The sequence below is a fragment of the Thalassospira profundimaris genome (genome assembly GCF_003326755.1).
Taxonomy (GTDB): Bacteria; Pseudomonadota; Alphaproteobacteria; order Rhodospirillales; family Thalassospiraceae; genus Thalassospira; species Thalassospira profundimaris_B.
Map to the genome: position 1 here is coordinate 138375 of NZ_JPWH01000011.1, position 24335 is coordinate 162709.

Here is a 24335-nt window from a genome sequence, read left to right on the forward strand (position 1 = left end):
CAGTTCTGGGGGAGTGACCCGCCATAAAGATGACGTTTTACTTCAGGCGATGTGAAGACGAACATCGACATTGCCACGCAGCGCGTTGGAATAGGGGCAGATTTTATCGGCCTGTTCGATCAGTTTTTCGGCATCGGCCTGATCCAGCCCCGGCAGGGAAATGTGCAGGTCCACATCAAGGCCAAAGCCGCCTTCATCGCGCGGGCCAATGCCCACGGTTGCCTTGACCGAGGCATCCTTCGGGGTTTTGGGTGCCCCCTGGGAGGATGCGGCCTTCATCGCGCCGATGAAACAGGCGGAATAGCCCATTGCAAAAAGCTGTTCGGGATTGTTGCCATCGCCCCCGGCACCGCCCATTTCTTTCGGTGTTGCGAGTTTGACTTCAAGCGAGCCATCTTCGGTTTTGGCATTGCCATCACGGCCACCCGTTGCAGAGCCGGAAGTGCTATAGACGACTTTTACAGACATGTTCATCTTCCTTTGTTTCAAAAGCGATGCGCACTGGGGCACATCAGATAGGGTGCAACCCCGTTGCTGCAACCCTGTTGGGGTTTGTCGGTGGTGCGTGCCGACCGATTTCTGTTGGCATATCGGTAACGTCTGGCACCGCGTGACGTTCCAAAGTCCATTTGTTGCAATCGTTATATCGCACGATTAAATCGTGCGCGATTTAATTTTTGGGATTTCTGTCATGCGATAAAGTCGCTTGATATTTAATCGTGCGCGATTTAAATTTTGAGGTTTGGGAAAAGCGGAGATGAAAATGACGGGTGCATCGTCGCTGACACTCGATCAGTTATTGTGTTTTTCGATTTATTCGACAGGCCATGCCTTTAACCGTATCTACAAACCATTGTTTGACAGGATTGGGCTGACATATCCGCAATATCTGGTGATGGTGGTCCTGTGGCAGGAAGACGGGCAAACGGTGCGCAGCATTGGTAAAAAGCTGTTTTTGGAAAGCAACACCCTGACACCGCTGATCAAGCGCCTGGAAAGTGCCGGGTTTGTGAGCCGAAACCGTGACCGGGAAGACGAACGCCAGGTTCGGGTGGTGTTAACGCAAAAGGGCCGCAAATTGCAGCAGGACGCACAAGACGTGCCCCGCTGCGTGTTTGAAGCCTGCGGGCTGGACCTTGACGAGGTGGCTGACCTTAACCACAAGCTGGTCAAATTGCGCACATCGCTGGAGAATGCAGCAGACCGGACTGTGTGACGCTACACTGGATCGTTCGTGTGAAGGGTTTGGCGCCTTGCGTGTGATGCCGGTTGTGTCTTTAAGTTTATGCCAGCCCGACAAGCAACATGATGGCACCAACCAGCATGGCGATATGTTGCAGAACCATGCCGATGGCTTGGGAACCGCCCGGCAGGCGCAAGATACCCAGGGCGTGTAACAGGCGGGCAATGATAAAGGCGGCCACAAGCCCCCAGATCACGCGGGTACTGGCATAGCCGGTAATTTCCAGTGCGGCGCACAGCAGCACCATCATCGGGGCATATTCGACGAAATTGCCATGCGCGCGCATCCGGCGGCGCAATATGCTGTCATCGCCATCACCGAAGGCCAGTTTGAGGTCGCGCCGCCGAAAAGAGACATTCAGGCTGAGAATGACCAGCATCAGGGTGAAAATGCCGGTCAGAAATGCGGTTGCCGGAATATAAAGCATGTGGCGTTTCTCCTGAATGCCAGAATGATTATGGCCCCGAGAGTAGAGCGAAAACGGCGTTTCGCAAATAGCTATCGCACGGCAAAAACGGCGATGAAGGTTTCATCGCCGTTGATATGCCCGTTTGAACGAGACGGTAGATCCTGGCCCTAGATATTGCGCAACTGATTGAGGAAGTTTTTGACTTCCTGATCGAGATTGCGGGCCTGTTTGGCCAGTTCGGTTGCATCGTTCTGGACGTTTGAGGCGGCGTCGCCGGTTTCACCGGCCGTATTGCGCACGATACCGATGGAGGCGGATACCTCGTTGGTGCCTGCCGCAGCCTGCTGGACATTACCCGAAATTTCGGCGGTTGCCGCGCCCTGTTCCTCGACAGCGGCAGCAATGGCCGAGGTGATTTCGTTAATGCCGGTGATGGTTTGTGTCACCTTTTCAATCGCGCCCACGGTATTGTGGGTTTCCGACTGGATGGAGCCGATTTGCTGGGCGATTTCGTCGGTGGCCTTGGCTGTCTGGTTGGCCAGGTTTTTAACCTCCTGGGCGACAACGGCAAAGCCTTTGCCTGCTTCACCCGCGCGGGCGGCCTCAATGGTGGCATTCAGCGCCAAAAGGTTGGTCTGTGCCGCGATGTCATTGATCAGGCTGACAACTTCGCCAATCCGTTCGGCAGCTTCGGCAAGGCCGGTGACCATTGTATTGGCCCGCGAGGCTTCGTCCACCGCATTCCCGGCAATTTGTGCGGAGCGTGCGACCTGTTCGCTGATTTCCTGGATCGAGGCGGAGAGTTCCTCGCTGGCAGAGGCAACGGTTTGTACATTGGTGCTGGCCTCGGTTGCGGCGGCGGCAACAACGGCGGCCTGGCGGGAGCTTTCATCGGCCGCATTGCGCATCCGGTGCGAGACTTTTTCCATGTTTTCTGCACTACCCGTCACATGGACCACGATGGAGCCGACCGATTTCTCGAAATGATCGGCCATTTGCATGCGGGTGCGATTGCGGGTTTCGCTGGCGCGCTGTTCGGCTTCGCGTTTTTCGCGTTCGGCCTTTTGCATCCCCTCGGAGGCTTCCTTGAAGGCTTCCAGCGCCTTGGCAATGGCGCCGATTTCGTCAGCCCGCTTCAGATAGGGAATGGTGACGTTGAAATTGCCCTGTTGCAAATGGGAAATCACATCGGCCACCCGGGTCATGGGGCGCGTGACCAGCCGGCTGGTTGAAAGCAGAATAACCCCGATCACCACCAGCAGCAAAACCACGCCGCCAATCAGTGTGGCATTGCGCAGGGCATTGGCCGGTTCAAAAACGGTTGCCAGCGGTACATTGACGACAACGCCCCACTGGTTGGGATAGCCCTGAATGACGACGGGGACAACGATGCGCATAAAGCTGTCGTCATCCAGGCGGGTTGGTTTGTCCGATTTCATCGCGGCAAGAATGGCGGCCTGGGTTTTATTGGACGGGTCCAGTTTGGTGCCGCGTATTTCGGGGTCCTTATGCGCAACCCAGGTGCCCTGGGCTGAGACCAGATCAACCGTGCCGGTGCCAAAAGGCGCAAGTTTGGCAAAACGCTCCGAGAGGGCATTGAGTTCAAGATCGGCACCAAGAACGCCAAGGAACTTGCCATTCGCGTCCTGTACCGGAACGACAAAGGATGTGAGAACAACGTTACGCCCCTGGATGTCATAGGTTATGGCATCGGTGACATAGGGTTTGTTGGTGCGTTTCGGTTCAGTGTAATATTCGTTCACCTCGGGGTTATCGAGGCCGGTTAAATGATAGGGGGTAATGCCGTTGCCGAAATTGTAATAATAGGTGACATATTTACCGCTGCCATCCCCGAACGGTTCGCCTTCATTTTTATAGGCGGCATCCTGGCCATCCAGTGCGTTTGCCTCGAACCCTGCCCAGGTTCCGGCAAGCTGGGGATTTTCCATCAGGGTGCGATTGAGAATTTCATTATAGGCCTTGCGTTCGACAACACCCTGTTCGCGCGCGGCGCGAAAGGTCCCGGCCAGGTTTTTGGCAATCAGCATCCCGGTATTGAGAAAACGCCCGGCCTGCGAGGCCTGATATTGAGCAACAGCTTCGGCTTCGCCAAGGGTCAGTTTTTCAGTCGTGGCATTTGTTTGCGCTGTCTGAAGGAAAATTCCCACAATCAGGCAGAAGGCAATTGCCAGGGCGCTGACGCAGGTCAGCTTGGTGCCAAGAGACATATTGGAAAAACGCATTATAGTCTTCCTGATAAGGTTACTATACTTTTGAACGGTTTTCCTGTGCCGCGCGGAAGGCGGTTTCGTTCATAGGTATGTGTGTTTAGGTTCTCGTCGGTAAATATCCTAAACTTTAGTATTGTACTGCTCTGGCAATATTGCAATATCAATATGCAATTTATGATGTATGAAATGCGATTTCCGGTAGCTCGAAGACTTGTGCAGCGGGAATGGGGCGGGAGAAATAAAATCCCTGAAAATCGGTGCATTCGAGGTTGTTGATGAAATCGAGCTGCGGTTTTTCCTCGATGCCCTCGACGGTAACGGCGAGACCCAGCTTTGCGGCCAGTGCCGTGATTGCTTCGGTCAGGGCGGTATTGTCCTGGTCGTTGGGGATGCCACGGACAAAGGACTGGTCAATTTTGATGCGTTCGATTGGCAGGCTTTTGATGGATCCCAGGCAGGAAAAGCCGGTGCCGAAATCGTCGATGGCAAGGGATATGCCAAGCCGGCGCAGCTCATGCAGTCGCGAGATGATGCGGGTGTCGTTTTGAATGGTGCTTTCGGTAATTTCAATTTCCAACTGGCGGGGTGAAATTTTTGTCATCTCCAGGGCGTGCCGGACGATTGCGACGAAATCATCGGATCGCAATTGCCGGACCGAGACATTGACCGCGATTTTCAGCGCCGGATGCCCCTCGTCGCGCCAGCGCATGGCCTGTGCGCAGGCTTCTTCGACAACCCATTGACCGATTTCGTTGATCAGGCCGCTTTGTTCGGCCACCGGGATGATTTCGCCCGGCCCCAATAGACCTTCGGTGGGATGATTCCAGCGAATCAGGGCTTCCACACCCGAAATTTTCCCGGTGTTGCGGGAATATTGAGGCTGATAAAACAGGACCAGTTCGCCATTTTCCAACCCGCGCTGCAATTGCTGATTGCGGGTCATGAAATGGGTGGCGTCTTCGGTCATGGCGGACTGGTAAAAGGTAAACCCGTTCCGGCCACTGTTTTTTGCGGCATACATGGCGGTATCGGCCTGGCGGACCAGATCCTGGGCATTGTTGGCCCTCTCGGAGAACAGGCTGATGCCGATACTTGCGGAAATGCTGATTTCGCGATCGGCGATCGTAACAGGAACCCGCAATCCCCGAAGCAGGCGGTTGGCAAGGTCGGCGGCGGCGTGGCGGTCTTTGATGTCTTCGGCGGTCAGCAAAAATTCGTCACCCCCCAGCCTGGCGATTGTATCGGTGGAAGTGACAAGGGATTTCAGCCGTCGCGCCACCACAATAAGCAACTGGTCGCCTGCATTATGGCCCATTGTATCGTTGATGGTTTTGAAATTGTCGATGTCAATAAACATGCAGGCAAGGTGGGTGCCCCGGGCACTGGCGCGTTCCAGGGCGCGTTCCAGCCGGTCGGAGGCGAGCATACGGTTGGGCAACCCTGTCAATCCGTCATAATGGGCAAGATATTGCAGTTCTTCCTCGGCCCGGCGAATGGCGGTACGGTCGGAAATGATGGCAACATAATGGGAAATGTCGCCGTTATTATCATCAATCACCGCGATGACCTGGACCATCAGGATGATAGGGTCGCCATCGGCATTTTGGGTGCTGATTTCGCGTTGCCAGTGTTTTCGGCTTTCCAGGGATTTGAACATGTCGCGGTAAAAAGACAGCGGAAATGTTTTGCGGGCCAGAATGTGCGGACGTTGGCCCAGTGCCGCGTTGATGGAGATGCCGGTAATACTGGCATAGCTGCGATTGGCGCTGGTAATTCGCAAGTTGGAATCAAGGATGAGAATGCCATCCTGCGAGGTTTCATAAACTGTTGATGCCTGGCGCAACCGGGCGCTGGCGACTTGCTGTTCGGTGGCATCCTGAACCACGCCAATGATACGGCGCGGATTTTGCGTTGTTCTCTCGAATGTTTTGCCTTGAGCCCGGTACCAGAAAACAGACTGTTTGCTATCCTTTGCCCGAAAGACGACATCAAAAAAATTGCCATTGCCAATCGCATCCTCGAAGGCATTTTTGACGGAGCTATAGTCTTCGGGAACAACACGTTCGAGAAATGTGTCCAGATTAATGGCAACGCCGCTGCTGTTGCCGTCGGGATACAGAATGCCTGTGGGACCGGTGGTTTCGATTTTGCGGGTGTTCAGGTCAATTTCCCAGCAGCTCATATTGGCCGCTTTCATCGCCAGATAGAGGCGTTCTTCACTGTGTTTGAGGGCGAGTTCAACCTTGCGGCGTTGCAACGCCATCTGGATGGCAGCGTGAAGTTCGCGTTCGGCAAAGGGTTTGATCAGATAGCCATAGGGATGGGTGCGTTTTGCCCGCTCCAGGGTTTGGTCTTCGGAATAGGCGGACAGGTAAATGACGGGAACATGCAGATAGCCCGGCACACCTGCGGCGGTTTCGATGCCGTCAATATCGCCATCGATGTGAATGTCCATCAGGATCAGATCGGGGGTATCGACCATAATGGCGGCCAGGGCGGATTCTCCCGAGCTATAGACCGTGATGCGGCCATAGCCCAGGCGGGTTAGTTGTTGTCGCAAATGCAGGGCAACAATGCGTTCATCCTCGACAATCATGATGTGCGTGCCAGCATTTGCAGAGGATGCGGGCGAAGTGGTGGTTTTGAGGGGGGTGTCACTCATGATGCCTCCGTCAGCGGAAATTCGATCGAGAGGGAGGTCGGGTTCATGCGGTTGATGTCGAGTTTGCCGTGCAGTTGGTCCACCAGCATATAGACCAGTTGCAAACCCAGACTGACCGAATTTTCAATATCGAGATTGTCGGGCAGGCCGACGCCATCGTCACTGACAGTGATTTTCACGGTATTTGCGCCGGTTTTACCGACATGAATATCGATTTTGCCTTCGCGCCCGTCGGGAAAGGCGTGTTTGAGGGCGTTTGACAGCAACTCGTTGGCAATCAGCCCGCACGGCACGGCAACGCCAATGGGCAGAAAGACCTGGGATATGTCGGTATGGATGGTGATGCGTTCGGAATCAATAACATAGGACGTATGGAGCGATTTCAGAAGATCGTCAAAGAAATCACCAAGATCGACCCGGGAGACATCTTCGCTTTGATACAGGGTCTGGTGAATCTGCGCCATCGAGCGGACACGGTTGCAACTGTCGCGCAGCATCTCGCGAATGCCCGGATCGTCGATTTGTGCGCTTTGCATATCAAGCAGGCTATAGACGATTTGCAGGTTGTTTTTGACGCGGTGATGAACTTCGGCGAGCAGAAGTTCCTTTTCGCGCAGGGAGCGTTCAAGATGTTCCTGGCGTGTTTTACGGTCGGAAATATCGACAATGGCGGCCAGAATGTGCATCTGATCGCCCATCGGAATGGGATTAAGGCCGATTTCAACGGCGAATTCGCTGCCGTCTTTGCGCAGGGCATATAAATCGCGGCCCGGCCCCATTGGGCGTGGCCCGGGATTTTGGACAAAACTGTCGCGCAGGCCGGAATGATGATGGCGAAACCGTTGGGGCACCAGCATTTCAATGGCCTGTCCCAGCAGTTCTTCGCGCAGATAGCCAAAAACCTTTTCGGTTTCGGCATTGACCATCGTGATGGTGCCGTGCGGATCGGTCAGGATCATGGCATTGGGGGCGTGTTCGACAACACGGCCAAACCGGTCATTTTCCTCATTCTCCTCCTTTTCCGGGACGAAGGCCGGTAAAGACGGAGGTGGGGTGGTTTGGTCCGCGTCAGTCATGAAATCCCCCGATCTTCAAACTTTTGTGGATAAAAACTGCCGCTATCCGGCATTGCTATGTAAGTCGGCCTTCCAGGTTGCTTTTTGAAGGCTCCACTTTTGTATAGTTATCACAAAAAACGTCGTGAGTGATTGATTTTTAAATCAATATCACTGGTTCAACGAGACATTTCCAAGTCGTATTTTTTCTGTGAGAGCCAATTTTGTCAACCTTGGGTTATGCTCTGCAAGGAAATTCTTGTTTTGGGTGTTTTTGCGCGAGGTGCGGCGCGTTCCGGATGACTCCACCTGTGACAATATTCACATTTTGCCGACCTATCCGATGGTTTGTGTTTGGGGTAAAGACAAATTTTTCGCCGGAAAATTTCGGCTCAAGTATTTGATTTATAAATATATTTTGGGTCATCAAAACTTAACTGAAGCGTTGCTGCGTTTTTGCCGGTCCGGGACTAGTTTCGTGCCGGTGATGCACTGCACAAGGACAGGTTAAAATGGGCGCCAAACCGGGCAAGGGGAAAACGGGGATCAAGGCCAAGATGTTGCTGGCATTCGGGGTAATCGCGCTGGTCCCCTGTATTGCGGCGTCAATCGGCTGGCTTTCCTACCGGGCGGTGCGCGACCATGTGACCGATATTACCCAGTCCCAGGTGCCGTTGCTGGAAACCGCACACGGGCTGGCAACGACGGCGGCGGGTATCCTGGCGCTGGGACCGCGGATTGATGCCGCCAGTGACGCGGCGGAACTGGCGCGGTTGCAAAAGGAAAGTGCCACCGAACAGCAACAGATGACACAGGCGGTGGACCGGCTGTCGCAAAATCATCTTGATGATGTGACCGCGCAGGACATGGTGCAAAAGGTGGCCGCGCTGAATGCCAGCCTCAACCGGCTGGTGGAGGCGACAGGCACGCGACTGGCACAAAAGGCACAGCGTGTGGCCCGGCTTGGTGAACTGGAAAAGCAGCACGATGCCTTGCTGGCACAGTTGAAACCGGCGATGGAAAAATCGCAAAAGGCGTTGGATAGCAGTATTGAGGGCCTGACGGCGGCAACCACAACAGCATCGAGTTCGATCAGTGATGATTTGTCCCAGCGTATTGTGCCGATGTTCCAGTTGCGCGGGGCAACGGCGGCATTGACGAAGTCGCTATTGCTGGGGGCTTATGAAACCGAACCATCCAAGGTGATGTCGCGATCCACCGATTTTGATTCAGCCCTTGCCAATATTCAGGGGGCCTTGCGCCCGCTTGCCAAGGACCCGGCGGCCAAAATGGTGCTGGGCGCGATTGACAAGCTGGCGGCCTTTGGCGGGGATGACAAAAATATTTACATGCTGCGCATTAACCAGCTTCGCGCCGAGCCGGGATCGCAAAAGCAGGCGGAACTGGCAGACAAACTGGCGCAGTATGTTGACGAAATCGTGGCCCTGGATGGCGATATTAGCAACTTTTTGCTGCCCATGATGCTGAATTTCCGCACCCATATTGCCGGGGCGGGCCAGCAGATTGCCGAGCAGACACAGCAACTGGCCGGGGTACAGGTGCCTGATGCACAGGAAAGCTATATCCGCCTGAGCACGTTGCTGGCGGATGTCAATTTGCTGGTCGGGCGTTTGGCCGAAGCGGGCAACGCCACCAGTGCCGGGCAACTGGATCAATTGCGCCAGAGCCTGCAACAGGTTGCCAGACAGATTGGCACGGAAGCAGCGCAGCTTGATGCGGATGACAAAACCATTTCCGGGCTGATTGACAAATTGCTGGCAACCGGATTTGGCGATAACGGTATTTTGGCCCTGCGCGGACAGGAGCTTGAAACCCTGGCGGCCAATGATGCGCTGATGCGCGAAAACCGCAAGGCGGCAACGCAACTGGCCGATGATGTGGCAACGATTGTGACGGCGGCAGAACAGTCCGCCGCGGCCGGGGCCGGGGAAACCCAGGCAGCCCTGGACCAGACCAATGTTTTGCAAATCTCGCTGGCGGTGGCTGGTGTGGTGTTTTCCATTCTGGTGGTGTGGCTGTATGTGGGACGGCGAATTGTTAAACGGCTGGAAACCCTGGCCCTGGCGATGCGTCGGGCGGCAGATGGCGACCGCCAGGTGGCCCTGCGCAATGATGGCAGTGATGAAATCAGCGAAATGGTCACGGCGCTGGAGGTGTTTATTGGCAATGCACGGGCAATGGATGAGGCCCGCGAACAGATGGAAATTTCACGCCGTGAGGCATCCGAACAGCGCAAGCTGGGCCGGATTGCCGTTGCCGAACAGTTTGAACGCGATGTGTTGAGCATTGTGCAGGCGCTGGTCGGCGCGGCACAGACAATGACGGAACGTGCCCGGGCCCTGAACAATATTGCCGATCAGGTCAGTGTGCGGGCCAATGCCGCGCTGGAAGTTTCAACGCAAATGGCGGCGGGTATTCAGCAGGTGGCTTCGGCAGCCAGCGAAATTTCGACATCGATTTCGCATATCAACCAGCGCACCGGTGAAACCGCCAAGGTGATTGGCGATACCGCCGCCGGGGCCGAACAGGTGAAAACCACCATTGCCGGGCTGGCCCAGGCAACCACGGAAATTGGCACCGTGGTGGGCCTGATCGAGGGGTTGGCCGGGCAGACCAACCTGTTGGCCCTGAATGCCCATATCGAGGCCAGCCGGGCGGGGGACGCGGGCAAGGGTTTTGCCGTGGTCGCCAACGAGGTGAAACATCTGGCCGGGGAGACCGCGCGCTCGACGGGCGATATTTCGCGCCAGATTGCCGCGACACAGGATGCCTCGCGCGAGACGGCATCGGTGGTGGCCCTGATGACCGACGGGGTGCAGAAAATCCAGGGCAATTCATCGGCAATTGCCGCCGCAGTGGGCGAACAGGCGCGCCTGACGCAATCGATTGTGGATCGTTCCCAGGAAGTTGCGGTGGGCACGCAGCGGGCCAATGAAGATGTGCAGGTGCTGTCGGAGGCCGCCGCAACCGTGCGCCAGGATGTGGGCGATGTGTTGCACATTGCCGAAGGGCTGCTGCGCGAGGCGGCCAGCCTGGGCGATGCGGTGAATGGTTTTTTGCGCGAAATTCGCCAGGCATCGTAAGTGTTTTTACCGGTTTGCGCGGGAATTTCAGCCATGTTTGGGCGAGCATGGGGCTATGTGCGCTCTATGCTTGATCTTGTGCGCAAGCGGGGCTAGCTTCTGGCGGCGCCGAATCATGATAAACTGTTCGGCGCAAAATCCGCTTTTTCTGTAAAACACTTGTTCAAGGTTTCAAAAATGACAGCCGATCTTCGTGATGCCGCGTTAAACAGCAATGTCTGGGCTTTTGCCGAAGCCCAAAAGCTGGTGCAGCGTTACAAAGACAAGAAACCGGAAAAAGGCTATGTCCTGTTTGAAACCGGTTATGGCCCGTCGGGCCTGCCGCATATCGGCACCTTTGGCGAAGTGGCGCGCACAACCTATGTCCGCCGCGCCTTTGAAACCATGTCCGATATTCCGACCAAGCTGTTTTGCTTTTCCGACGACATGGACGGCCTGCGCAAGGTGCCCGATAACATTCCCAACCGGGAGATGGTGGCAGAGCATCTGGGCAAGGCCCTGACCAGCGTGCCGGACCCGTTTGGCAAATACGAGAGCTTTGCGCATCACAATAATGCCCGCCTGCGCGAGTTTCTTGACGGTTTTGGCTTTGAATATGAATTCAAGTCATCGACCGATTGCTATCGTTCGGGCATGTTTGATGCCGCCTTGCTGCGGGTTCTGGAAGTTTACGACAGGATCCAGAAAATCATGCTGCCGACCTTGGGCGAAGAACGCCGGGCGACCTATAGCCCGTTCATGCCGGTCGAGCAGGATACCCAGAAAGTGCTGATGGCCAAGATTGTGGAAATCAAGGCCGCCGAAGGCACCATTGTTTATGAACACCCGGAAACCGGCAAGCTTGTGGAGACCCCGGTAACGGGCGGGAACTGCAAATTGCAGTGGAAGCCGGACTGGGCGATGCGCTGGTATGCGCTGGGTGTGGATTATGAAATGGCGGGCAAGGATTTGATCCCGTCGGTCGAGCTTGGCAACAAGATTGTCAAGGCAATGGGCGGCACCCCGCCGGAAGGCTTTAACTACGAACTGTTTCTGGATGAAAATGGCCAGAAGATTTCCAAATCCAAGGGCAATGGCCTGTCGGTGGAGGAATGGCTGACCTATGCGCCGGAAGACAGCCTGTCGCTGTTCATGTTTCAGAAGCCGAAGGCGGCAAAGCGGTTGTATTTTGATGTCATCCCGAAAACGGTGGATGAATATCTGACATTTGCCGAGAAGCTGAAAACCGAAACCGACCCGGTGAAGCTGCTTCAGAACCCGGCCTGGCATATTCATGCCGGTACGGCCCCGAACCGCGATATTCCGATTTCGTTTGGTATTTTGCTCAACCTGGTCTCGGTTTGTAATACCGACGACAAGGATGTCCTGTGGGGCTTTATTTCGCGCTATGCCGATGGGGCAACGCCGGAAAATGCGCCTTACCTGGATAAGCTGGTGGGCTATGCGGTGAATTATTACCGCGATTTCGTTAAACCGACGAAAAAATACCGCGAAGCCAGCGAGGCAGAACGCGCCGCCCTTGTGGAACTGCGCGATGTGCTGGTGGGGCTGGATAAAGCCACCAGCGGCAGCGAGATCCAGAATGCAGTTTATGAAATTGGCAAGAAGCACGAATGCTTTGCCGATCTGCGGGCCTGGTTCAAGGCGCTTTATGAAATTCTGCTGGGCCAGGAACAGGGCCCGCGCATGGGATCCTTCATCGCGCTGTATGGCATTGACGAAAGCGTTGCTTTGATCGACCGCGCGTTGGCAGGCGAAGATTTGGGCGCGTAAGGCACCTGATTTTCCCAAAGACCGCGCGATATGACGAAGGCCCGCCGGAACATGGCGGGTCTTTTTGATTCAAAATTGTCCATAAAATCAGACCGGCAAAAAAATGCCGTAGTTTCATGATTATGTCCGCCGGTACTGGCAGTTTTGACCCAGGTAAACAAAACGGAAAGTAACGAGATGGCATTTAAACGCCCTAAATGGCTGGTTGTTGTTGCCGGTTTGATGATGGCGGGCTGTGCAACCGGGCCGCGTGTTGATGTTGACCAGAACCCGGCGACCGATTTTGGCGCCTATCACAGCTATGCCTTTGTGGAATCGGCAGGCAAGGACAGGGATGGACAATATACCACCCTGACCGGGCAGCGCATGGAAGACCGGATCGCCGCCCAGATGCAGGCACATGGCTACAAGCTTGATATTCATCATCCGGATCTGCTGGTGGATTACCATATTGATACGCGTGACCAGCAGGTGGTGCGACCGGGGCCGTCCTATGGCGGCTATTACGGGTCTGGCGGGCGAAGCGGTATTGGTGTTGGCGTGCCCTTGTTTGGTGATACCGGCCGGGTAGAAACCTATGTGCGCGGCGAGGTGGTGATTGACCTGATTGACAGGGAAACCAACAAAACCGTGTGGGAAGGCAAGACCGGCAACTGGCTGGGAACGGACGGGGATTCTTACCCGGATTCCGCTATTAACGAGGCAATTGCCGCGATTTTTGCCAATTACCCCTATATGGCCGGGCAAAGCGCGCCGATGGTGCCTGCCGACACGGGGCAATAAGCCCGCCCTGCGGGCATGGCATTGCTTATTTGCACCTGAAACTTTTGGAAGCCAGTCGATGAGACTGGCTTTATTTTTTGGGGCTGTTGGAAAGAAAATTTCCGGTTGAGCCGGTGCAGGGTGGTCGGTAAGTTAGTGTTCTATAAAATTAAAAACAAATGATGGTTGAGATAATGAAGCGTAACCTGCGGGCTGGCCTGATCGGCATGGCTGTTTTGCTATGTCTTTTTCTGGTTATTATTGTCTTTCGCGGTATTGCGCCGGGATATTATTTTGAGCAAGACTTTGCCCCGGACGATGAAAAGCAGGACTGGATTGAGGCTTATTCATATCTTCCGATCCTGGTGTTGCATTGGGAAAATGGCGGCGGCCCGGTTTATTATCTCGATGTCCCGTTCCTGCAATATCTTTATCCGTTTTCCACACGTCTTTCCGGTGCGTTCTACACGGTGCAGGATGGCGCCTTTGTGTTGCTTCCCCACAGGCAGAAGCAAAAGCAGTTTCATTTTTCGTCCCGCGCTTCAGGGGGTGAAACGGGGATGTATGCCCCTAAAACGTATGTGATTTCAAAGGATTCCGGATTTTACGCCCCGGTGATTGAAAAATGGCGCACCGAGAACCGGGCTGCGGAACAGGACTTTGCCGAACTGGAAGCCGTAAAACCCCTGACGGGCGGGTGGCGAAAAGGCGTTTTCTATAACCGTTTTTCGATTAATGTGCCGATGACATATTTTGCGTCCGATGATGTTTTGCGGGCGACGTCACCGGAAGACAGGCCCTTGGGGCAAATTGAATTTTATCTAATCCGGTTGTCGTATGAAGACGACATTTATGCCAAATTTTACAGGAAATACAAAAATTTCCGGGATGTGGGCGATGGCATTCTGGTCGGTCGCAAGGCCGATGGCGGTTATCGGATTATCAAAACGCTAAAGGATGATCAGGAACGATATTTCATTTCGGGAAATGCGGTTGATCTGGCCGAGGCCAAGGATTTTGTTGCCATTATAAAATCGGCTGTATCGGGTGATAAGGTAACGGACATTGTGGTGGAGGATTATTTGACCTCGCCCATTCCGGATATGTATCCGGATGCACAATCCGGTTTTGAGGAAATGCTGCTGAATCACGTGCAGAATGTTTTGCAGCCGAATGGCTTTTTAACACAGTTCGGGGAGGACTGGCGGTTTGATCCGGGGGACGAAAATGCGCCAGAATTGCAGGGTTATGTCGAGATTCTTGATGAAAAACGGCTGCGCGAAACGTGGGCTGCTATTGACCGGGACTGGAGAGACTATTCCGATGCCAGTGTTTCCAGGAAGAACGGGCGGTTTGAAATTTTCGAGTATTCCATTGGATCAGAGGATCGTTTCGAGAATAGCTGCGTTGTCAGTTATCTGCTCAAGGCTCAAAAACCGTATCAGGGCAAGGATGTATATCTGAACATATCGGGCGTCTCGAAAAGCCCGAGCTATTGCATGGCGATTGCGACGCTGATTGATCAGTCCGATATGTCGTCAGTGCAGAATATTTTTGATGCGTTCGTTGCAAAGCATGGTTCGTCGCGCGTGGGGTCCTATTACGAGATCGATTCCAATGGGCACGGGCTGCGGCTGCTGGGCGATACGTTGATTACGGCCGATTCAAAGGAAACCGTTGTTGCGTCCGACACGGGCGAGGTGCTTTTGTCGCTAAAGCCGTCAGACGGTATTTATTTCGACGATGACGGGCGTGTTATTGTGACACGGCGCAAGGGCGAAAAGCTTAAAACCGAAATGTATGATGCGCATATGAAGCTGCTTATTCCACCCATCTATGACGACGTGGGGTTTTGGTATAACGGGCAAAATATGACGCAAAGGGATTTTGTCCGGATCAAGAATGATCGCAAGGTTGGTTTGTTTGACCTTGATGCCGGAAAGGTTTTTATCGAACCCGGTTATGATGAAATATTTTATTTGGAGGACTGGGGATATTATAAGGCGCAACGCGGGAATATAACGACTTTTTTTGATGAAAACGGTGCCGAGGTGATCCCGGGCGGAGCATCAGACTATATATTGGCGCAATCAACGCGGGGCGGCAAACATGATAATGATTTCATTGCCGTAAAGCGTGTGTCCGACGGAAACTGGGTGTTCCTGACCCGTGTGAAACAGCCTTTGCTTGAGGGGACATTTAAAAAGGTCAAGCTCGTTTATAATGTGGGGGATCAGATTTATGAATTGATCCGCACGAATGGCGAGAAGCTTTATGTCAAAGTCAGCGGCCGAGATGACGGGTTGCTCCAGTTTTCGCTGAAGGATGCCGACCCCTGTATCAGGGATCATATTTTGAAGCTCGGAAATGCGGCGTGCGGGCCGTAATGTAACGGCCATCAACTTAAAGGGAAGGGTGCTGTTGGGCATCTTTCCTTAACCGCCAGATCGTGACCAGATTCATGATCATCACCAGGGCTTCGGCGATTATGCCGCCAATGGCCCCGGCGACAAGGTTGCTGAGCACCCAGAAAAAGGCCGCTGTAAACAGCCACCAGCGCAGCACAATGCCATGAAAAAGGAACATGGCAATGGTGCCCAGCAGCCCGGCGATCAGGGCAGGGGCGTCGCTCCATCCCTGCCAGGTGAAACAGGCGGCGATGATGGTCAGCAAAAGCAGGCTGATCATGACCGGGTAATTGCCGTGATAATGGCGTGCCAGCAGGATGCGCAAAATGACAATCCCGGTCATGGCACTGGCAACCCAGCTTCCCAGCAGGGCAAATTGTGCCACCACAGCGGTATTTGCCGCCATTAGAATAAGCAACAGTTTGCGGTCATCCTTGCTGGCGAAACCGGCAATGAACAGGCCGAGAGCGATGAAACTGGCGATCTGCCCCAAAAGCCAGCGCGGGGTTGCGTCATTAAGGAAGGTTTCAGGCATGAATGATCCGCATAGTATGGCGTGACGTGGTGTGACGGGGTGGTGGCATATCTCCAAAAGGCAAAAGCCGACGGGATGGTGTCGGCTTTTGCGCGTGGAATATGAAAGGGTGTTGGGGCCGGGTTAGCTGGCTTCGCTAAAAGCCCAATAAAGTTCCTGGGCGCGTTTGGTGAGCGGGCCGGGCTGGAGGTTGCGGTCGTCGAGTTTCACACAGGGGGCGACCTTGTAGAAATTGCCGGTGCCAAAGATTTCGTCGGCATTTTCTAGTTCGCTGTATTTCACGGCTTTTTCGACAACGGTGATGCCATCATCCGTAAGCAACTGGATCACGCGCTGGCGGGTCAGGCCATTAAGGAAGGTGCCGTTAATGGCCGGGGTGTAAACGGTGCCATCCTTGGCGAAAAACAGGTTGGCATAGGAAAATTCGGCAACGTGGCCCATCGGGTCGAGCATGACGCCGGTATCAAAACCGCTTTGTTTGGCTTCGTTGACTGCACGGCCGACATTGGGATAGAGGCAGGAAGCCTTGGCCTCTGTCGGGGCGGTTTCGGGGGAAGGGCGGCGGAAACTGGATTTTCGCGCGCTAAAGCCGGTTTTAATCGCATCGGGCAGGGCGCTTTCGTTAATGCAGAGCACAAACTGGGCGCTGTCGGCATCCGGTGCCAAAAAGCCGGTTTCGCCGTAAATGATCGGTTTGATGTAAAGCGCAACATCGGGATTAAATTTGGTCAGCCCCTCGGCAACCAGCGCGAGGATTTCATCGACTGTGATGGTCGGTTCGAGCCCCATAAGGCGCGCGGATTGAAGGACGCGGGCGCAATGGGGGCGGAGGTCCGGCGTTTTGCCATTGATGCGGCGCGCACCGTCAAACACGGTGGAAGACATCCACATGCCATGTGTTGCCGGGCCGATAATGGCCGGGTTGCCTTCGTGCCAGGTACCCTGATGCCAGGTCCAGGTTTTGGAAGGGGTGGCGTTACCCATTTTGTTGTCTCCTGATTTCTTTATTGTCGGGCAGGTCAAACTGCGCGCCGGTGGGGCAAAGAATATGAGGAAACAAGCATAGATTTTTTAACCGGCTGTGGTCAAAGAAAACTGACGATGTGCCCTGCATCCTGTGGATGTGGTTTTCTGGCGCAATGCGCGCACACGTGTGCGCTTGTGCGCAAAACAATAAAGTCATACAAATTGGGCTGGCACGGGACTGGCATGGGACCGGCATGGGGCTGGCCGGAAAGGACGAGCCCACATGAATGGTTCATATGCCGGGTGGTTGGCGGATGATCAAGCGCGGGAGTTTTTGGCGTGGGTGATGAGCAGCAAAGGCCAGATAAAATAAATACCAGCCCGGATCATCGGGGCGTCACATCGGCCGATGTGGCGCGGGAGGCGGGCGTTGCACGATCAACGGTGTCGCGGTGCCTGTCGGGCGACGGGCGGATTTCCGAGGAAACCCGCCAGCGGGTTTTGGAAACGGCCGAGCGGCTGGGATACCAGATTAACCAGATTGCGCGGTCGATGAACCGGCGCAAAAGCGACCTGGTCGGGCTGGTGACATCGGGGCTGCAAGACCCGTTTCGGGTGCAGTTTTTGCACCATTTGATCAGTGCGATCCAGAAAATTGGCTATCGGCCCCTGGTGATTGATGTGTCCGAGCCCGAGCATATGTCGCGGTCCATGCTGCATTTATTGCAATATCAGGTGGCCGGGGTTGTGGTGACATCGGGAAGCCCGTCGCCGGAGATTGGGCAGCATTTTATTCGCCGCAATGTGCCCGTGGTGCTGGTGAACCGGGCCGGGTTGCTGGAAGGGGCGGATGTGGTGAATTGCGATAATGAAGCCGGTGGTCGCCTGGCCGCCGAAGCCCTGCTGGCGGCAGGCAAACACCATTTGGGTTTTTTGAATATGAGCGGCGGTACCTATAGCGGTAATGCCCGCGGGGAGGCCTTTGTTGCCGCCATTGCGCCGCGCCTTGCCAGTGGCGAGGTCCGTTTTACGCCGCTGGGCTGCAGGAGTGCGGATTATGACGGCGGATTTCAGGCCGGGCTGGAGATTTTGGGCCGCCCGGATGCACCAGATGGCATTTTTTGCGGCAAGGACCATATCGCGCTGGGCCTGATGGATGCGGCGCGTTTTGAACTGGGATTGAAAGTTCCCCAGGATCTGGCGGTGGTGGGGTTTGACGATATTACCGCGAGCAGCCAGCGGGCCTACGACTTAACAACCATCCGGCAAAGTGCGCAAGATTTGGCCGAATTAACCGTTTCGCGGCTGGCCCGGTTTATGACGGGGCCTGACGGCAGGGGGATGAAACGTGCGGTTTTACCTGTTGAGCTGATCCGCCGGACAAGTGCCTGACGGGCAGGCGGTGCAATATAGCACCGTTTAAGAAATGGGCTGAATTACTGTGACTCGTTGATATTTGGCGTCTTTGAATGTAGATGCGCACACGTGTGCATTTGAGGATGGCCTGAAACCGGATAGTTTGAGTGGTCCCTGGAGCATTTGGCTGTTAAATCCCGATAAGAAAACAGTATATAAAACAGATATTTACAATTTTTGTTACATTTTTATGACAGAGAAATGGAATTTATCTGTCAATCGATAACGAAATTGGGTTATTTATTCCAATGTGGAAGCGCAAACGAGTAGCGCACACGTGTGCATTCAACGAAATGCGACTGAATCGGGAGGATTCCAATGAAACTGAAGACAATTCTGCTGGGGAGCGCCTTTGCGGCCGGTGCCCTGACTTTTAGCCTGTCCGCCGAGGCGGCGGGCCGTTTGAATGTTGTATGTTCGGCCGATAATGCCTGGTGCGAACTGATGGAAGCCGAGTTCGAGAAAAAATACGATATTGATGTATCGATGGTGCGCAAAAGCTCTGGCGAGGCCTATGCCCAGGTGCGTGCCGAAGCCCGCAACCCGAAGCTTGATATCTGGTGGGCGGGCACGGGCGACCCGCATTTGCAGGCTGCGGCCGAAGGCCTGACGACGGAATACAAATCGCCCTTGCTGGATAATTTGCAGGATTGGGCGAAACGCCAGGCCGAGAATGCCAATTTCCGCACTGTGGGCGTTTATGCCGGCGCACTTGGCATTGGCTATAATACCGACCTTTTAAAAAGCAAGGGCCTGCCCGCCCCGAAATGCTGGAAGGATTTGGCGAACCCGGCCTATAAGGGCGAAATCCAGGTGGCAAACCCCAATTCATCGGGGACGTCCTATACCGCGCTGGCAACCCTGGTGCAGCTGTTTGGCGAGGAAGAGGCGTTTAAATTCCTCAAGGACATGCACAGGAATGTGAACCAGTATACCAAGTCCGGTTCTGCCCCGATCAAGGCGGCCGCGATTGGCGAAACCACCATTGCCATTACTTTTATGCACGACATGGTGACGCAAAAAGAACAGGGTGCGCCGATTGAAATCGTTTCGCCCTGCGAGGGGACGGGCTATGAAGTGGGATCGATGAGCATCATCAAGGGGGCACGCAACCTTGAGAATGCCAAGATCTGGTATGAATTTGCGTTAAGTGCCGAAGCACAATCGATGGCGGAAAAGGCCGGATCCTATCAGGTGCCGTCCAACAAAGATGCCACGGTGCCGGAAAATGCCCCGCGCCTGACGGACATCAAGCTGATCGATTACGATTTTGCCAAATATGGTTCGGAGAAGACCCGCCGTCACCTGTTGTCGCGCTGGGATGAAGAAGTGAAAACAGCGCCGCAATAAGTGCGTTGTTGCTTCTGTTTTGGGTGTGGAAGGGCGGGTTTGCCTGCCTTTCCTGCTGCCTGATTATTTTCCCGAGATATGATTTTTAAACAGGAGACTGCCCCGTGCGCCGACTGTTGTGGTTCTGGCTGTCGATCGGCTGGATCGGATTTGTCATATTGCCGTGGTACCAGCAGGAATATGGTTTCTGGACGCTGGAATGGCTGACGGATGGCTATCCGTTTTATGGCGACTATGCCCCGGCGATTTTGCAGGGTTTTGTGTATGACAGGCCGTGGCTGTTGCCGGTTGCAATATGTTTGATTGCCCCGCTGGCCGTGATTGGCCGACCGCGCCAGGACCCGGTTTTTGGCAGGGTGCTGATTGCATCGGGCGCACTTGGCCTTGGCTATATGCTGGCACAGGGATTTGCCATTGGTGTTTTCGGGTTCAATTACGCCTGGCTGACCAGCCTGTTTGGCGAAATGGATGTTCGCCAATATGGCCTGGGATATGGCGCGCTGTTTTGTGCGGCCAGTTTTGTGGTGCTGTTTTGTGCCGGGCTGGCGGCGCGCGGCACCATGCGCGGGGATGTGTTTGTGACAACCGCGATTGGCACCATCATTGTGCTGGTGGCGACATTTGTGTTTTTCCCGGTTTCACGCATTTTGATGAGCGCCTTTGTCGATATGGACGGTGCGCTTTCGGGTGCGGCCTTTATGCGCAATTTTGTCTCGCCCACGGTGTGGGGACTGGGATGTTTTGCCGGGGGTGTTTGCGGGGTGGCGTGGAATACGGCCATTCTGGCGATATTGACGGCAAGTTCGACAACGTTATTGGGGCTGGCCTTTGCGCTGGTGGTGACACGAACAGGGTTTCGCTGGAAAAAATCGCTGCGCGTTTTAACGGTGCTGCCGATTATTACCCCGCCTTTCGTGATTGGTTTGGCCCTTATCCTTCTTTTTGGCAGATCGGGAACTGTAACGCAGTTTATTGCTGATCTCCTCGGGGTGGAGGCAGGTCGGTGGTTATATGGCCTCCCTGGAATATGGCTTGCCCAGACCTTGTCCTTCACCCCGATTTCTTTTCTGGTTTTGATAGGCGTTGTCGAGGGTGTCAGCCCGTCGATGGAGGAAGCATCGCAAACCCTGCGGGCGGATCGGTGGCAGACATTTGTCAATGTGTCGCTGCCCTTGATGCGGCCGGGCCTTGCCAATGCGTTTTTGCTGGCCTTTATCGAAAGCATGGCCGATTTCGGCAATCCGATGGTTTTGGGCGGCAATTACGAGGTTTTATCGACCGATATTTTCTTTGCCATTGTCGGTGCACAAAATGACCAGGGCCGGGCGGCAGTGCTGGCGATTATTCTGCTGGTCTTTACACTTTCGGCCTTTGCCGCACAGCGTTTCTGGCTGGGTAAAAAATCCTACGCCACGGTTTCGGGCAAGGCCGATAATGGCGCGCATGTGGGGCTAAGCACCGGTTTGCGCCGGGTATGTTATGGCACGGCCATTCCCTGGGCGCTGTTTACCATTGTCATTTACGGCATGATTTTCTTTGGTGCCTTTGTCAAACGCTGGGGTTTTGATAACAGCCTGACGCTGGATAACTATGTTGAGGCCTTTGGCATTGGCTGGAGCGACCACGGCATCGTTTGGGCCGGGGCGGCGTGGGATTCATTCTGGACGACGTTGAATATTTCGATCCTGGCGGCCCCCTTGACGGCGGCAGTTGGTTTGACGACGGCCTATTTGCTGGTGCGGCAAAATTTCAGGGGCAAAAATGCCTTTGAATTTGGCACGATGCTGAGCTTTGCCATCCCCGGCACGGTGATTGGGGTGAGTTATATTCTGGCCTTTAACGTGCCGCCGCTGGAATTGACCGGCACGGGTGTGATCCTCGTGATCTGCTTTGTGTTTCGCAATATGCCCGTCGGGGTACGTGGCGGGATTGCAGCGATGAGCCAGCTTGACAAAAGCCTGGATGAAGCCTCCCTCACATTGGGGGCGAACAGCTTTACGACCTTTCGCAAGGTGATATTGCCGCTGTTGCGCCCGGCCATTGTTGCCGCACTTGTTTACAGCTTTGTGCGTGCGATTACGTCGGTCAGTGCCGTGATCTTTCTGGTCAGTGCGGACCATAACATGGCGACATCCTACATTATCGGGCTGGTGGAAAACGGGCGTTATGGCGTGGCGATTGCTTATTGCAGCGTGCTGATCCTGGTGATGCTGACGGTGATTGTCGTGGTGCAGGGGTTGATTGGCAAACGCAAGCTGCGCCGCGAAGACCGGGTTGCCAGCGATACAACGACAACAGGCGGGAAAACTGCCCTGAATGGCTTACGGGAGAAACATTCATGACACTGAAAACACGGGCCGGGTCGGTCGTATTTGAAAATGTGACCAAGACCTATGGCAAGGGCGCGGTTACGGCGATTGATGATGTGTCGTTTGATATTCACCCTGGCGAGCTTGTGACCCTGTTGGGGCCAAGCGGATGTGGCAAGACAACGACATTGCGCATGATTGCCGGGCTGGAACACCCGACGACCGGGCGGATCATGATTGGGGGCAAGGATGTGACGCATCTGCCCGCGACGGACCGCGATGTGAGCATGGTGTTTCAGTCCTATGCGCTGTTTCCCCATATGAGCGTGGTGGAAAACGTGGCCTATGGCCTGACGGTGAGCGGGCAGAAAAAGGCCGAAGCCCATGACCGGGCGCGCGAGGGGCTGGGCCTTGTGGGACTGGCGGATTATGGCGACCGGTTGCCATCCGAGCTTTCGGGGGGGCAGCAGCAGCGTGTGGCGGTGGCGCGCGCATTGGTGCTGGAGCCAGAGGTTTTGTTGCTTGATGAGCCGCTTTCAAACCTGGATGCAAAACTGCGCCGCCATGTGCGCACCGAAATTCGTGATTTGCAGCAAAAGCTGGGCTTAACCGCGGTTTATGTGACCCATGACCAGGAAGAGGCCCTGGCGGTTTCGGACCGGATTATCGTCATGAACCGGTCCGTGATTGCCCAGCAGGGCACCCCGCGCCAGCTTTATGAAGAACCGGCATCGGCCTTTATTGCCGATTTTATTGGCGATGCGAACCTTGTGACGGGCGAGGTTTTTGCCCTGAACGGGGAGATGGCCGATGTGGATATTGGCGGGGAGCGGGTGACGCTGCGCCAGCGTGGACATGGCCTTGGCAGTGTTGAAGTTGCCGTTCGGCCCGATGCGGTGCGCCTGAGCGATGGCGCGGAAGGGGCGCAAATGTCGCTAAAGGGTAACGTGACGCATGCGACATATCTTGGTAGCGCCATGCATTACACCGTGCAGTGTGAAGTGGGCGAACTGTTTGTGATTGACGGACGGATCGATGCGCCGATCCGGGCGGGCAGCGAAGTTGGGATCGGCTTTGCGGCACGGGGTCTTGCGCTTGTCTCGGGTCAGTGACCTGTAATAGAAAAGGAAAAAAACATGGCAGAAGCGGCAGATGCGGTAACGGCGGTGATGGGCGATGGTGACATTGCGGCGCGTTTTGAACATGCCATTACGGTGGTGCGCGAAGCGGGCCGGGTGGCGATGGATTATTATCGTCGGGTGGATGAACTGGTTGTTGAAAGCAAGGCCAATCCGCTTGATGTGGTCAGCATTGCCGATAAAGAGGTTGAAGCGGTTATCCGTCGCGAGATTGCGGCGAAATTTCCCGATGATGGGTATCTCGGCGAGGAAATGGGCATTGATCGCGGCAAAAATGACTGCCTGTGGGTGATTGACCCGATTGATGGCACGGCGTGTTTTGTCAATAAAATGCCGACCTGGGTGATTTCGGTGGCCCTGATGGTGGGGAACGGGGCGGTTATTGGCCTGATTTACGAACCCAATGGCGACGAGCTGTTTGCCGCCTGTATCGGCCAGGGGGCGACGGTCAATGGCAAGCCGATTGCCGCCAGCCAGGTGGATAATGTCAATGCGGGCGTGATGGGCGTTGGCATGTCACACCGGACGGAAAGTGGCGCACTTGTGCCCTTTCTTACCGATCTTCTGGACCGCGAGGGGATGTTTATTCGCAATGGTTCCTGTGCGCTGATGATGGCCTATGCGGCATCGGGCCGGTTGATTGGCTATTTTGAACCACATATCAACCCGTGGGACTGCATGGCGGGCATTGTTTTGATGCGCGAAGCGGGGGGCTGGTGCAATGGCTTTCTCGATGCCCCCAATGTGCTGGAAGACGGCGCTCCTATTCTGGTGGCAGGGCCAAAGGTGGCGGATGTGCTTTCGGAGATGACCGGGGTCAAGTAACGGCATTTGGCATTCTGTCTTGTTGAAAACCGGCATGAAAATTGCCGGTTTTTGCCGTTTAAAATTGCGTTATTTTTGCCGAAATCTGACGAAAAACCGGACGAAAATGTCGTTTTCTGACACGAAAAAATCCCGCAACATATTGAAT

At 54.8% G+C, this 24335-nt stretch carries 17 protein-coding genes; 10 read left to right on the forward strand and 7 right to left on the reverse strand.

What is annotated here, in order from left to right; translation table 11 throughout:
- Positions 1 to 42: 42 nt before the first annotated feature.
- Positions 43 to 468, reverse strand: coding sequence for an organic hydroperoxide resistance protein (locus tag TH25_RS14180; RefSeq protein ID WP_114089068.1), 426 nt, complete (start codon positions 466 to 468; stop codon positions 43 to 45).
- A gap of 295 nt (positions 469 to 763) precedes the next feature.
- Between TH25_RS14180 and TH25_RS14185 the strand changes: the two genes are divergently transcribed.
- Positions 764 to 1216 carry a MarR family winged helix-turn-helix transcriptional regulator gene (locus tag TH25_RS14185; RefSeq protein ID WP_114089096.1) on the forward strand — a complete coding sequence of 151 codons (453 nt, stop codon included), beginning with the start codon at positions 764 to 766 and terminating at the stop codon, positions 1214 to 1216.
- A gap of 67 nt (positions 1217 to 1283) precedes the next feature.
- On the opposite strand, the gene TH25_RS14190 is transcribed toward TH25_RS14185, so the two are convergent.
- The 4 genes from TH25_RS14190 to TH25_RS14205 form a co-directional block, all read right to left on the reverse strand.
- The gene (locus tag TH25_RS14190) at positions 1284 to 1670 is read right to left on the reverse strand and encodes an MAPEG family protein (RefSeq protein ID WP_114089069.1); all 387 of its coding nucleotides are present in this window, start codon (positions 1668 to 1670) and stop codon (positions 1284 to 1286) included.
- 149 nt (positions 1671 to 1819) lie between these two features.
- On the reverse strand, positions 1820 to 3895 hold the full coding sequence (locus TH25_RS14195) for a methyl-accepting chemotaxis protein (protein ID WP_114089070.1): 2076 nt from the start codon (positions 3893 to 3895) through the stop codon (positions 1820 to 1822).
- Between the two features lie 160 nt (positions 3896 to 4055).
- Positions 4056 to 6545, reverse strand: coding sequence for an EAL domain-containing protein (locus TH25_RS14200; protein ID WP_114089071.1), 2490 nt, complete (start codon positions 6543 to 6545; stop codon positions 4056 to 4058).
- Positions 6542 to 7621 (reverse strand): sensor histidine kinase, encoded by a 1080-nt coding sequence (locus TH25_RS14205; RefSeq protein ID WP_114089072.1) that lies wholly within the window; start codon positions 7619 to 7621, stop codon positions 6542 to 6544. The genes TH25_RS14200 and TH25_RS14205 overlap by 4 nt, the downstream gene beginning before the upstream one ends.
- A 491-nt stretch (positions 7622 to 8112) precedes the next feature.
- Between TH25_RS14205 and TH25_RS14215 the strand changes: the two genes are divergently transcribed.
- The 4 genes from TH25_RS14215 to TH25_RS14230 all read left to right on the forward strand — a co-directional run bounded on the left by TH25_RS14215 (position 8113) and on the right by TH25_RS14230 (position 15626).
- Entirely contained in the window at positions 8113 to 10704 is a 2592-nt protein-coding gene (locus TH25_RS14215; protein ID WP_114089074.1) for a methyl-accepting chemotaxis protein, read from the forward strand.
- Between the two features lie 177 nt (positions 10705 to 10881).
- On the forward strand, positions 10882 to 12477 hold the full coding sequence (locus TH25_RS14220; RefSeq protein WP_114089075.1) for a lysine--tRNA ligase: 1596 nt from the start codon (positions 10882 to 10884) through the stop codon (positions 12475 to 12477).
- Positions 12478 to 12654: 177 nt separating this feature from the next.
- Positions 12655 to 13260, forward strand: coding sequence for a DUF4136 domain-containing protein (locus TH25_RS14225; RefSeq protein WP_114089076.1), 606 nt, complete (start codon positions 12655 to 12657; stop codon positions 13258 to 13260).
- A 173-nt stretch (positions 13261 to 13433) separates the two neighbouring features.
- Complete coding sequence (locus TH25_RS14230; RefSeq protein ID WP_181847625.1) at positions 13434 to 15626, forward strand: WG repeat-containing protein; 2193 nt, start codon at positions 13434 to 13436, stop codon at positions 15624 to 15626.
- 16 nt (positions 15627 to 15642) lie between these two features.
- Here the strand turns inward: TH25_RS14230 and TH25_RS14235 are convergent, their stop codons facing one another.
- Complete coding sequence (locus TH25_RS14235; RefSeq protein WP_114089078.1) at positions 15643 to 16182, reverse strand: YgjV family protein; 540 nt, start codon at positions 16180 to 16182, stop codon at positions 15643 to 15645.
- 123 nt (positions 16183 to 16305) lie between these two features.
- Positions 16306 to 17166: a branched-chain amino acid aminotransferase gene (locus TH25_RS14240; RefSeq protein WP_114089079.1), complete on the reverse strand. Its 861-nt coding sequence runs from the start codon at positions 17164 to 17166 to the stop codon at positions 16306 to 16308.
- A gap of 321 nt (positions 17167 to 17487) precedes the next feature.
- Here TH25_RS14240 and TH25_RS14245 point away from each other — a divergent pair, with 321 nt between their 5' ends.
- The 5 genes from TH25_RS14245 (at position 17488) to TH25_RS14265 (ending at position 24187) form a co-directional block, all read left to right on the forward strand.
- A complete protein-coding gene (locus TH25_RS14245) occupies positions 17488 to 18540 on the forward strand; it encodes a LacI family DNA-binding transcriptional regulator (RefSeq protein ID WP_114089080.1) in 1053 nt (350 codons plus the stop codon).
- 342 nt (positions 18541 to 18882) lie between these two features.
- A complete protein-coding gene (locus TH25_RS14250) occupies positions 18883 to 19914 on the forward strand; it encodes an ABC transporter substrate-binding protein (RefSeq protein ID WP_114089081.1) in 1032 nt (343 codons plus the stop codon).
- Positions 19915 to 20018: 104 nt separating this feature from the next.
- Positions 20019 to 22256 (forward strand): ABC transporter permease, encoded by a 2238-nt coding sequence (locus tag TH25_RS14255; RefSeq protein WP_258549163.1) that lies wholly within the window; start codon positions 20019 to 20021, stop codon positions 22254 to 22256.
- Positions 22253 to 23335, forward strand: a complete 1083-nt coding sequence (locus TH25_RS14260) for an ABC transporter ATP-binding protein (protein ID WP_114089082.1) — start codon at positions 22253 to 22255, stop codon at positions 23333 to 23335. Before TH25_RS14255 ends, TH25_RS14260 begins: the two co-directional genes overlap by 4 nt.
- 24 nt (positions 23336 to 23359) lie before the next feature.
- Positions 23360 to 24187 carry an inositol monophosphatase family protein gene (locus TH25_RS14265; protein WP_258549164.1) on the forward strand — a complete coding sequence of 276 codons (828 nt, stop codon included), beginning with the start codon at positions 23360 to 23362 and terminating at the stop codon, positions 24185 to 24187.
- Positions 24188 to 24335 lie beyond the last annotated feature (148 nt).

Excerpts from the sequence above, each read along its gene's own strand:
- TH25_RS14235 (WP_114089078.1), bottom strand. The coding sequence starts at position 16,182 with ATGCCTGAAACCTTCCTTAATGACGCAACCCCGCGCTGGCTTTTGGGG.
- TH25_RS14250 (WP_114089081.1), top strand. The coding sequence starts at position 18,883 with ATGAAACTGAAGACAATTCTGCTGGGGAGCGCCTTTGCGGCCGGTGCC.
- TH25_RS14185 (WP_114089096.1), top strand. The coding sequence starts at position 764 with ATGACGGGTGCATCGTCGCTGACACTCGATCAGTTATTGTGTTTTTCG.
- TH25_RS14205 (WP_114089072.1), bottom strand. The coding sequence starts at position 7,621 with ATGACTGACGCGGACCAAACCACCCCACCTCCGTCTTTACCGGCCTTC.
- TH25_RS14180 (WP_114089068.1), bottom strand. The coding sequence starts at position 468 with ATGTCTGTAAAAGTCGTCTATAGCACTTCCGGCTCTGCAACGGGTGGC.
- TH25_RS14215 (WP_114089074.1), top strand. The coding sequence starts at position 8,113 with ATGGGCGCCAAACCGGGCAAGGGGAAAACGGGGATCAAGGCCAAGATG.
- TH25_RS14195 (WP_114089070.1), bottom strand. The coding sequence starts at position 3,895 with ATGCGTTTTTCCAATATGTCTCTTGGCACCAAGCTGACCTGCGTCAGC.
- TH25_RS14220 (WP_114089075.1), top strand. The coding sequence starts at position 10,882 with ATGACAGCCGATCTTCGTGATGCCGCGTTAAACAGCAATGTCTGGGCT.
- TH25_RS14240 (WP_114089079.1), bottom strand. The coding sequence starts at position 17,166 with ATGGGTAACGCCACCCCTTCCAAAACCTGGACCTGGCATCAGGGTACC.
- TH25_RS14200 (WP_114089071.1), bottom strand. The coding sequence starts at position 6,545 with ATGAGTGACACCCCCCTCAAAACCACCACTTCGCCCGCATCCTCTGCA.
- TH25_RS14225 (WP_114089076.1), top strand. The coding sequence starts at position 12,655 with ATGGCATTTAAACGCCCTAAATGGCTGGTTGTTGTTGCCGGTTTGATG.
- TH25_RS14230 (WP_181847625.1), top strand. The coding sequence starts at position 13,434 with ATGAAGCGTAACCTGCGGGCTGGCCTGATCGGCATGGCTGTTTTGCTA.
- TH25_RS14260 (WP_114089082.1), top strand. The coding sequence starts at position 22,253 with ATGACACTGAAAACACGGGCCGGGTCGGTCGTATTTGAAAATGTGACC.
- TH25_RS14265 (WP_258549164.1), top strand. The coding sequence starts at position 23,360 with ATGGCAGAAGCGGCAGATGCGGTAACGGCGGTGATGGGCGATGGTGAC.
- TH25_RS14190 (WP_114089069.1), bottom strand. The coding sequence starts at position 1,670 with ATGCTTTATATTCCGGCAACCGCATTTCTGACCGGCATTTTCACCCTG.